The sequence below is a fragment of the Paramesorhizobium leguminum genome (assembly GCF_003217235.1).
GTDB classification, from domain to species: Bacteria; Pseudomonadota; Alphaproteobacteria; order Rhizobiales; family Rhizobiaceae; genus Paramesorhizobium; species Paramesorhizobium leguminum.
The window spans coordinates 300205-310031 of sequence record NZ_QJTF01000001.1 but is presented as its reverse complement, the minus strand read 5'-3'; the positions used below and the strand labels follow the sequence as shown (position 1 = coordinate 310031).

Sequence of the window (9827 nt, the reverse complement as noted above, 5' to 3'; positions counted from 1 at the left end):
GAGGAATGCCTTGTATGCCGCGGCCAGATCATTTTTGCCGCGGATGGCGGTCAGGGCTGCGATGAAGAGCATCGGCCTGATGTGACGGCGCCCGCCCGTGGTGGTTCTATGGCCGGTCATCCTGCCGCTATCGCGGGGGTGGGGTGCGCAACCGGCCAGACAGGCCGCCTGTCTTCGGTTCATGGATCCCAATTCCGGCATGGTGGCGATGAGGAAAGCGGCAATGGTTTCACCGACGCCGGGAATGGTGCGCAGGGCGCTTTCCCGCTGCCGAAGGCCAGGGTCGTTGTTGATGAGGGTTTTGATCTCCAGTTCAATCGCATCGATGCGGCGTTCGAGTTCGGCGATATGGTCCTTGATGTCGACTGCGATGGTGCGCGCGCGGGGCGCCTTAAGCCGGTTCTTTTCCTGGACCCGCATGGCGACAAGATCCATCCGGCGTGCAGCCAGCAGGGATATCCGGCTGTGGTTGGCCTCGGCGGGCCGCCATGGCGCCAGCGTCCGGCCCCGGTCACACCCATACCGGGCGAGCCATTGGGCATCGATGGCATCGGTCTTGGCCCTTTTGCCGAAGGAGCGGATATAGGACTTCACCTTGGCGGCGTCGGCGCGATGGGCTGGAATGGCCAGCATGGCCAAGGCCGCCAGGAGCTCGTCTTCATATCCACCGGTCGCCTCGCAAACCGCCAGAAGGCCGCCACGCCCGGCGAAAGCCTCCAGCGCGCTGCGCAGCTCATCGCAGCGATTGGCGACCGTCATGGTTTGGCTGGTGAGGCTATCGAACAGGGTGACGGTATCGCAGGATACGTCCAACCCGATAACAGACTGGATTTCGTCATCAATTGTCATCATGATGCTCCACGCTTTGCATTGTCTGCGGGCGTCAATGCCCATTCAAGTCAACAAGCGATGCGAGGCTGCGCGGCTGGGGCCCAAGATGACGAGGGTCGCAAGACCTATTCCTGTACGGGCGCCCAGACCACGGCGATTCCCGGGGTGGCCATCCCGGGAATCGCATCCAGCCTCAGCGCCAATTAAGCATGAAACAAACAGACAATTCCTGTGCTTGTCACAGGAATCCATGCCTCAACGGTGAAGTTGCCGCACCCGACAAAAGCCGCGGTGGCGCTTTATGCCCCTGCCGGCAGCATCCTGAGGCGGATCTGGCTGCGCAGGTCGTCGATCGGCTTGAGAGTGCCTTGCTCTTCATAATGCCAGAAGGTCCAGCCGTTGCAGGCGTCCAGCCCTTGCACCTTGGCGCCCATGCGGTGGATCGATCCGGCTTCACCATTGGCGGCGAGCGTGCCGTCGGCGCGGACGATTGCCGCATGGCGGCGGCGGGCGTCGGAGAGCACCGTCCCCGGACGCAGCAGCCCGGATTCGATGACGCTGACGAAGGCGACGCGCGGTTCGGCGCGCTTGCCGGTCATGACGGTGAGTTCGGCCTTGCCCAGCGGCTCTACAGCCGCGATGCGGGCCGTGGCGGCATCGATATAGGCCTGCTCGCGCTCGACGCCGACGAAGTGGCGGCCGAGACGCTTGGCCACCGCGCCGGTCGTACCTGAGCCGAAGAACGGATCGAGCACCACGTCGCCCGGCTTCGACGATGCCATCAGCACACGGGCAAGCAGGGCTTCCGGCTTCTGGGTCGGATGGATCTTGTCGCCATTGCCGTCCTTCAGCCGCTCATGACCGGTGCAGATCGGGAAGAGCCAGTCGGAGCGCATCTGAAGGTCGTCATTGGACGCCTTCAGCGCGTCGTAATTGAAGGTGTAGCCCTTGGCATTCTGGTCACGCGAAGCCCAGATCATGGTTTCATGCGCGTTCTGGAAGCGGCGGCCGCGGAAGTTGGGCATCGGGTTGGTCTTGCGCCAGACGATGTCGTTCAGCATCCAGAATCCCAGATCCTGCAGCGAGGTGCCGACGCGGAAGATGTTGTGATAGGAGCCGATGACCCAGATGGTACCATTGGGCTTCAATACGCGGCGGCAGGCGAGCAGCCAGGCGCGGGTGAAGGCGTCATAGGCCTGGAAGCTTTCGAACTGGTCCCAATGATCATCCACGGCATCGACCTTGGACTGGTCGGGACGGTGCAGATCGCCATCGAGCTGGAGATTGTAGGGCGGGTCGGCAAAAATCACATCGACGGAGTGATCGGGAAGCCGTTCGAGAGCCGCGACGCAATCGCCCTTGAGGATCGTGTCAAGCCAGGAGGACTGTGGCGCTGCATGGGGCAGCTCATTCACTTTACGAACAACAGGCATGAGATACTCGGCTACTAGAGGACGCTTACCAAGCCTAAATCCGGGGAAAGCGTGGAGCGCTTACGCGGGACAATCAGCCACCGGCTGATTGTTAATCCGCGCTGCGTTCCATCCGGACTTGCGGCTTTAACTTGGCCTCATGGTTACCGAACAGGGTAAACATGCCGTTAAACGGTCGCATCTCTCGCCATAAAACTTTGACGCTCACGGAATAAAGGTGTAGCTCGAAACCCTTCAGTTTCCCCCTTCCCCTTGCCTTGAAACGACAGGATACCCCGGATATGGCCGCACCTGAGCTCATCATCTTCGACTGCGACGGCGTTCTGGTCGATTCGGAAATCATTGCCGCGCAGGTCGAATCCGAGCTTCTGACAGACGCGGGTTATCCGATCGCGCCGGATGAAATCTCCGAGCGGTTTTCCGGCCTGACCTGGCCTGACATATTGATGCTGGTGGAACGGGAAGCCGGAATTCCCCTTTCCGCCTCGCTGATCGAGAAATCCGACCGGATTCTCGACGAGAGGCTGGCAACCGAAGTCGAGGCGATCGAGGGCATCGCGAAGGCCGTCTCGGCGTTAAAGCTGCCCAAATGCATATGCTCGAACTCATCGAGCAAAAGGCTTGATCTGATGCTGAAGCGGACCGGGCTTTACGATCTTTTCGCGCCCGACATCTTCGCCGCGCGCGAAGTCGGCACCAAGAAGGGCAAACCGGCGCCGGACGTTTTCCTTTACGCGGCGGAGAAATTCGGCGCCGACCCGAAGAAGACAATCGTGCTGGAGGATTCGGTCCACGGCGTCCATGCCGCACATGCGGCGGGTATGCGCGTCATCGGCTTCACCGGCGGCGGCCACACCTATCCCGGCCATGCCGACCGCTTGACGGAGGCTGGCGCAGAAACCGTCATCAACCGGCATAAGGATTTGCCGGCGATGATCGAGGCGATGGCGGTTTGGTCGGAAGAGGTGTGATAATCGATTTTGGAGGTGCAGATGAGAGGGAGCACATTCAGTTCCCTCTCCAGCGACATTGATCATGTCTCTTGTATAAGAATGCGCTTGTTTTTTCTCGCTATCCTTGTATATATAAAAAATAACTCTTTTTAAGAGCAAATATTATTATTCATGAATTTTATCGCCGGTCTGCGCTGCGCCCAGGTTGAGCGCGCTCTGTTACCAAAGCGACATCAAGGGATAATCACGATGAAAAAGCCGGCTGCCGGTCAGAGCAAGACGCAAGAAACCACCCCGACCAAGATAGCCGATGGTTTTTCCTGGAACCCGAATGCGGATCAGACCTTCGACGACAGTTACGACGCGCAATCGATCGGGCTGCCTCCAAGCCAACTCGGCAAAGCGATGGGAACGTCTTTTACGATGAATTCGCAGAATTCGCTGACGTTATGGCCGCAAGCGGTTCCCGGTGATTCTGTGCAAATATTCGGCAGCAGTGATTCAGGCCGACAAGGCCCGACAAATATCACAGTGCTGAACGGCTTCTTCACGATCGCCGACAATATCGTTACAAGCACGAACGCACTAGAGTTCATCACGCAGCCGGGGGAGCAAATCAATATCGAAACGAGAAATTTAAGCCGTTTCGAAGCTTACGCATACTCCATCTCCGGAAGGACGGATCAAAATAGCTTAAATATAAATATGTATGATAACAGCTTTGTCAGATTCACCTGCGCGAAATTTTCCGCCTCCTTGACGGCCACCATCACTGTACCTGGGGGGATGCCCCCCATATTGTCAGGGCCGTGCCTCAGCATCTGCTCAACGAACACTGCGGACATTGGACCATATTCCAAAATTACGTCCAAAGGAGGCGACGTATATCTCGGCGGCGCCAGCTTCCCTGGAAGACCGTTCACGCTGAGCGCGCCCCATGTAACCATTGAACATGATGTTGAAATCATTGCAGCCCAGAATTACGAAATAGACATATGGAGCCAAGACGTAGCCATTGGACAAAACAGCACCCTGGTGGCGCAAGATAGCGCACAGTTTTATATCAACGGCTCCATCACAGCGACAAGCGCTGGCACGTTCAATGTAGATTCCTCGGCAGTATTTACATTCAACTCTGGAAGCTTTCAATCAGCCTTCGATTTCGCGAATCGGGACTATCCCGAGGGAATGTTCAATTTCATAACTCAGAAAGATAATAACGGCTCTTTCAAACTCTATGGCGATGAATTAAACGCCGATATCATCAAGAGCAAAAATCTCGTCTTTATCAACGGCGCGCCGCCGCAAGACCTGGGCACAATCTCCTTCACCGTTGGGGAAGATAGCTTTGTTCTCGGCTCAGCTCAATATCAGTATTTGCAAATCAGCCTTAATAATGGCACGAAATCCGCAAAAGGTAGAGACAAGATCAGCGCGCCCCCGAGCGCCAGGGACCTAAGATCGCTCCGTATAAGTGCTGCGGCGCATGACGCCAACCCTTCCTATGCCACATATACTATGCCAAACAGCGAAATATCTTCTTCGAATATTACTCATGATGCTCCCCCTCCTGTTCCCATGAGGACAAACTTTGGGGTTACTCGTGCTATATTGCCAAATTCTATGCTGGATATCGGCTGTAATTATGGGATTTTCTTCAATAATAGATATTATTATTCATTAAACGTAGATAATGCGTATATAAATTTTAGTGGGATGGATCAGATCAATCATTGCACCAAGGGACTCCAATTTGGGAATCAAGGCGTTCGATATGTTTACAATATCACTGTCGATGAGAATGAACGAACCATTACTTTCTGGAATCAAGATGTTTGCTATGGTCTCTACACCGTGAGCTGGGACGTGTTTCAGGATGCCGCAACAATCACCAGCGTGCAGCCGTCGAGCGGTTCGGTCGAGGGAGGAACGCAGGTCACCATCAAGGGAACGAATCTGAGCGGGGCGACCGAGGTTGATTTTTCGGGAACCGCCGGCACCAACCTGCAGGTCATATCGGATACCGAACTTGTGGTGACCACCCCGCCCCATTCGGTTGCATCGGTCGACATATATGTGCAAGTTCCCGATGGAGGCGGCATAGCCCCCTACGCTTATCGATATATCACGGAGTTCAGCGAACCCACCGATCAAGCCGATCGGGGTTGATATGATCAACGGTGCGGGAAATTGGCGGCCGCTACTAAGCGGCCGATCTTTTCCGCACCTTCGGCGGGGCATTGAGGACGGCGAGCGTTTCCTCCGCCTCTTCAAGCGAAAGGCCGATCATCAGCTTGGTGCCTATGATAACCGGAACGCCCGAGACCAAATCGAAAATGGCCCAGGTGTCGGTCGGCTCAAGAATGCGTTCGAATCGTGATTTCATGATTTGGATAGTAGCGTAATCCGGTTGATATTATCTTGATGCGCACGCCTGTTTTTTAATCAAATTTTGTTTAAATCTTAACCGATATCCTATCGAGAACGATCCTGAAAAACCAGCCGCATGTCTTACCCGGCCTGCGTTCCCGGACGATTTTTCTTGCGATGCTTTCGCAGTGCGATAATCCCATCCTGCTGTTCCAGCCGCTTGATCAGTCTGGGAGCGGAAACGGGGCGGCCGTAGAACCACCCCTGCCCTAGTATGCGCACGGGAAGACCGCGAAAATAGGCGGCTTGCGCCTCGGTCTCGATACCTTCGGCGACGATGGCAAGCTTGTGCTTGGTTGCCATGTCGATGATCTGCGGCACGATACTCACCGTTACCGCATCCGTGCCGACGGTGCGGGTGAAGGCGCGATCCATCTTCAACGCATCGACTTTAAGTTCGCCAAGGTAGGAAAGACTGGAGTAGCCGGTGCCGAAATCATCGATATAGACGGAATGTCCGCGTGCCCTCAGCCGGGCGATGCCTTCGATGGCCGCATGCGAATCCGCGGCGGAGCGCTCGGTCAGTTCGATGCCGATTTGTTCCGGCTCGATTTGCGCGTAATGCAGCCCTTCCTCGATCGCCGCCAGGAATTTCGGATCGTTCAAATCGGAGGCGGTTACGTTGATAGTGATGCGGAAATCCCGGTGCAGACGCAGCGTTTCGCCCATTTCCTGGATCACATGATCGAGCACATAGCGGGTGATCTGCCCGGCCATGCCGCGCTGCTCGGCCAGCGCAATGAAGACATCCGGCGGGATAAAATCCCCATTGCTCCACCAGCGGATCAATGCCTCCGCCGCAACGATCCGCTCATCGGCCACATCGACCACCGGCTGATAGACCAGAGTCAGTTCCTCACGGGCAAGCGCCCGGGAAAGCCTTGCCATTAAAGACTGGTCGCGGCGGCGGAAATCGATCCAGCCCAGACCGCCGAGCGCACCCAATGCGGCACCCAGAGCCGTGATCGCGTTGACGTAGTTGTCGGTGCCGAGCGCATCGGCATCCGCCCAGACGGCGATGCACAATCCGGAACGGCTATCGCAGCTATCGCGGCGAAGAATGCCGTCCTGCAAATCCCACGCCTCGGGACCCGATGATTGCGGAGAACCCGCACCCTTGTCGCCGAAAATCTGCCCGAAGCGCTGCGCGTCGATATCGCCATAGAAGACGGCAAAACGATATGGCGCTTCCTGCAACGTGTCGAAGGCCCTGGGATCGATAACGGCGTCGGAGTTTGCCTTGCTCAGGATCGTGGCCTGGGTGTTGGAAACCGCCAATGGAACGTCGGGATAAACTTTCAACCCATCGGCCAGCTCGATAGGAGCTGCCCGCGGCATCCGTACATGCCGGTCTGGCTTCCCCAGGATGGTGGAACAAACAACGTTGCCATCCCTGATGCGTCCTATGTCCTTCACATTGCGGGTCTCGAACAGGATGTTACGCAGCAACTCGATCTCCGCCGCCGAACAGAAAGGATAGGGCGAGGCATTGGCAATATTAAGCGCGCCCTTGGCCGCGTTGATCACGCTGGTGGCATGAGTCATAAGCTGGTTTGAATAGGTGGTCATGTCTTCCTTGTCCGAGGACATGCGCATACGATTGCCAAGCACATGGCCGAATGCGCCCCCCACCAATGCTGTCAGAAGCACCACAAGGAGAATGGGGGAAGTTCGGAAGATGGGGCGCAAACGATCGATCACTGAACTTACTGCCTGCCATGCAAGGGAAATTTGCAACCTGCCAAACGAGATAAAAATCTCAGGGTTATTACAATTTTAATCAAAACCTATAATAAAATCGTAAAGCACTATAGAATTAAAGGAATTTGTCTATAATATAACTAAAGAAATGTGGCTATAGCGAGGCAATATTCTTAGAGCGCCGCGCGGCCCAGCCAAGCACGCAAAAGGCGCCCCAAGTCTTTGAGTTTACACATCAGTCAGCCCCCGGCATCGGGCCGGTCCTCGGGCCGATGCGAAAGCCGCTCCCAGATCATGGGGCGTGATTATTTTATGATTTACTTTGCCTGAGGCCCTTCATCATAGCCGACGAAGACTTGTACGTTCTTATCAGCCGGCATAGGGAAGCTTATGCCCTTGTCGTTGAAGATGAACTGAGTGGCAGTGGAAGGATCGCTGACACTGACCTGATACTTGTGCAGCTTCGAATAAAGGACGGCATCGCCTTGCATCGCCACCACGCGGATGGGCATGGTGATCGCGCCCGCCTTGAACTGTGGGCCGGGAACAATCCTGCCCGCCGCCGCGACATCCATTGTCATCGTGCCCGGTCCATATTGGCAGGCGCGCGTTACATCCGTGATCGCCGCCTGATAGACAATGCGGGCGCTGTCCTTATCGCCGCCCTTCTCATATGTGCGGAAAAACGCCGTGCCTTCACGCAATATCACGCTGGGGCAATAAGCGCGCAGCTCGGCTTCCGAAATCCGCGCCTCGCCCGTCGTGGAGCTAAGCGTTCCGCCTGCTCCGCCTTCCTTCGTGGTGCAGCCGGCGGCGGCCGCCACAACCAGCGCCATCGCAAAAACTTGATGAAATGCGGAACGATTGTATGTTGCTTTATTCATGAACCGGACTTCCCTGCACTAATGAACCTGTTCTATACCAACACGTGGACCAACGCCATTGGGACCAACGCCATGGGGACCGCGCGACGGTGTTTTCCCGTTTTTTGCCAGACAGGGCAAGCCTCATGCCGCGCCGGACCCATGACCTGCTATTATAAAGAGTCAGGATGACATGAAATACGTGAGTAGCCGCGGCGAAGCGCCGGTCTTAGGATTTTCCGATGCGCTTCTGGCGGGGCTCGCGCGTGACGGCGGGCTCTACCTTCCCCAGGAGTTCCCCAAACTCTCGCCTGACGAAATCCGCGGGCTTCGCGGAAAATCCTATGCCGATATCGCCATCCGGGTTCTGACCCCCTTCATCGGCGGCGAAATTCCTCAAGCCGAATTCGAGCGCATGGTCCGCGAGGCCTACGCCACGTTCCGCCATGCCGCCGTCTGCCCGCTGGCGCAGACCGGGGCGAACGAATTTGTCCTGGAACTTTTCCACGGCCCGACGCTCGCCTTCAAGGATGTGGCGATGCAATTGCTGGCGCGGCTGATGGATTATACGCTTGCCGAGCGCGGCGAACGGGCAACCATCGTCGGCGCGACCTCGGGCGATACGGGCGGCGCGGCCATCGAGGCCTTCGCGGGCCGCGACCGGACCGACATTTTCATCCTGTTCCCCCACGGGCGCGTCTCTCCTGTCCAGCAGCGGCAGATGACGAGTTCGACCGCCGCCAATGTCCACGCGCTTTCCGTGGAGGGAAATTTTGACGATTGTCAGGCGCTCGTCAAAGGCATGTTCAACGATCTCAAGTTTCGCGACGCCCTGTCGCTCTCCGGCGTCAATTCGATCAACTGGGCGCGGATCATGCCGCAGGTGGTTTATTATTTCACCGCCGCGGTGGCGCTCGGCGCGCCGGACCGTTCGGTTTCGTTTACCGTGCCGACGGGCAATTTCGGGGATATCTTCGCGGGCTACGTCGCCAAACGCATGGGCCTGCCCATAAACCGGCTGGTCGCCGCGACCAATGATAACGACATTCTCCACCGCACACTGCAATCGGGCCGGTATGAGACGCGCGGCGTCTTGCAGACCACCTCGCCGTCAATGGATATCCAGGTTTCGTCCAATTTCGAAAGGCTCCTGTTCGAGGCGCATAAGCGTGATGCGGCGACGGTGCGCGGGCTGATGGACGGGCTCAAGCAATCCGGCGGCTTCACGATCGGCGAAGAACCGCTCTCACGAATCCGCGCGGAATTCAGCACTGGGCGCTCCACCGTAGCCGAGACGGCCCACACCATCCGCTGCGTGCTGGAAACCACCGGCTATCTGCTTGACCCGCATTCGGCCATCGGCGTCAAGGTCGGACGTGACCAGGCGCACGAGGAGCCGATGGTGGTGCTCGCCACCGCGCACCCGGCCAAATTTCCCGACGCGGTCATGGAGGCGAGCGGCGTCACGCCGGCGCTACCAGCCTGGCTCAGTGACCTTATGGCAAGAGAAGAAAACTACACCGTGCTTCCCAACGATCTCAAAATCGTGGAAGATCATATCAGCCGCAATTCCAGGGTTCTGTCCTCTGGGGTCGTGCGGGAGGGAGTTTAGCAGG

At 57.1% G+C, this 9827-nt stretch carries 8 protein-coding genes; 3 read left to right on the top strand and 5 right to left on the bottom strand.

The window, feature by feature from the left end:
* Together C7477_RS01545 and C7477_RS01540 are read right to left on the bottom strand one after the other, a co-directional pair.
* The coding region (locus tag C7477_RS01545) for an IS110 family transposase (protein WP_110748072.1) at positions 1-852 on the bottom strand (852 nt) is incomplete at its 3' end.
* A gap of 278 nt (positions 853-1130) precedes the next feature.
* Positions 1131-2264 carry a site-specific DNA-methyltransferase gene (locus C7477_RS01540; protein WP_110748068.1) on the bottom strand — a complete coding sequence of 378 codons (1134 nt, stop codon included), beginning with the start codon at positions 2262-2264 and terminating at the stop codon, positions 1131-1133.
* 281 nt (positions 2265-2545) lie between these two features.
* Between C7477_RS01540 and C7477_RS01535 the strand changes: the two genes are divergently transcribed.
* Complete coding sequence (locus C7477_RS01535; protein WP_110748065.1) at positions 2546-3235, top strand: HAD family hydrolase; 690 nt, start codon at positions 2546-2548, stop codon at positions 3233-3235.
* Between the two features lie 153 nt (positions 3236-3388).
* The gene (locus C7477_RS01530) at positions 3389-5386 is read left to right on the top strand and encodes an IPT/TIG domain-containing protein (protein WP_110748062.1); all 1998 of its coding nucleotides are present in this window, start codon (positions 3389-3391) and stop codon (positions 5384-5386) included.
* 34 nt (positions 5387-5420) lie between these two features.
* Here C7477_RS01530 and C7477_RS01525 read toward each other — a convergent pair whose 3' ends face one another.
* The 3 genes from C7477_RS01525 to C7477_RS01515 all read right to left on the bottom strand — a co-directional run bounded on the left by C7477_RS01525 (position 5421) and on the right by C7477_RS01515 (position 8232).
* On the bottom strand, positions 5421-5603 hold the full coding sequence (locus C7477_RS01525; protein WP_110748060.1) for a hypothetical protein: 183 nt from the start codon (positions 5601-5603) through the stop codon (positions 5421-5423).
* Between the two features lie 125 nt (positions 5604-5728).
* On the bottom strand, positions 5729-7348 hold the full coding sequence (locus tag C7477_RS01520; RefSeq protein ID WP_110748057.1) for an EAL domain-containing protein: 1620 nt from the start codon (positions 7346-7348) through the stop codon (positions 5729-5731).
* A 317-nt stretch (positions 7349-7665) separates the two neighbouring features.
* The gene (locus C7477_RS01515; protein WP_110748054.1) at positions 7666-8232 is read right to left on the bottom strand and encodes a hypothetical protein; all 567 of its coding nucleotides are present in this window, start codon (positions 8230-8232) and stop codon (positions 7666-7668) included.
* A 172-nt stretch (positions 8233-8404) separates the two neighbouring features.
* On the opposite strand from C7477_RS01515, the gene thrC reads away from it, so the two are divergent.
* Complete coding sequence (gene thrC / locus C7477_RS01510; RefSeq protein WP_110748051.1) at positions 8405-9823, top strand: threonine synthase; 1419 nt, start codon at positions 8405-8407, stop codon at positions 9821-9823.
* Positions 9824-9827 lie beyond the last annotated feature (4 nt).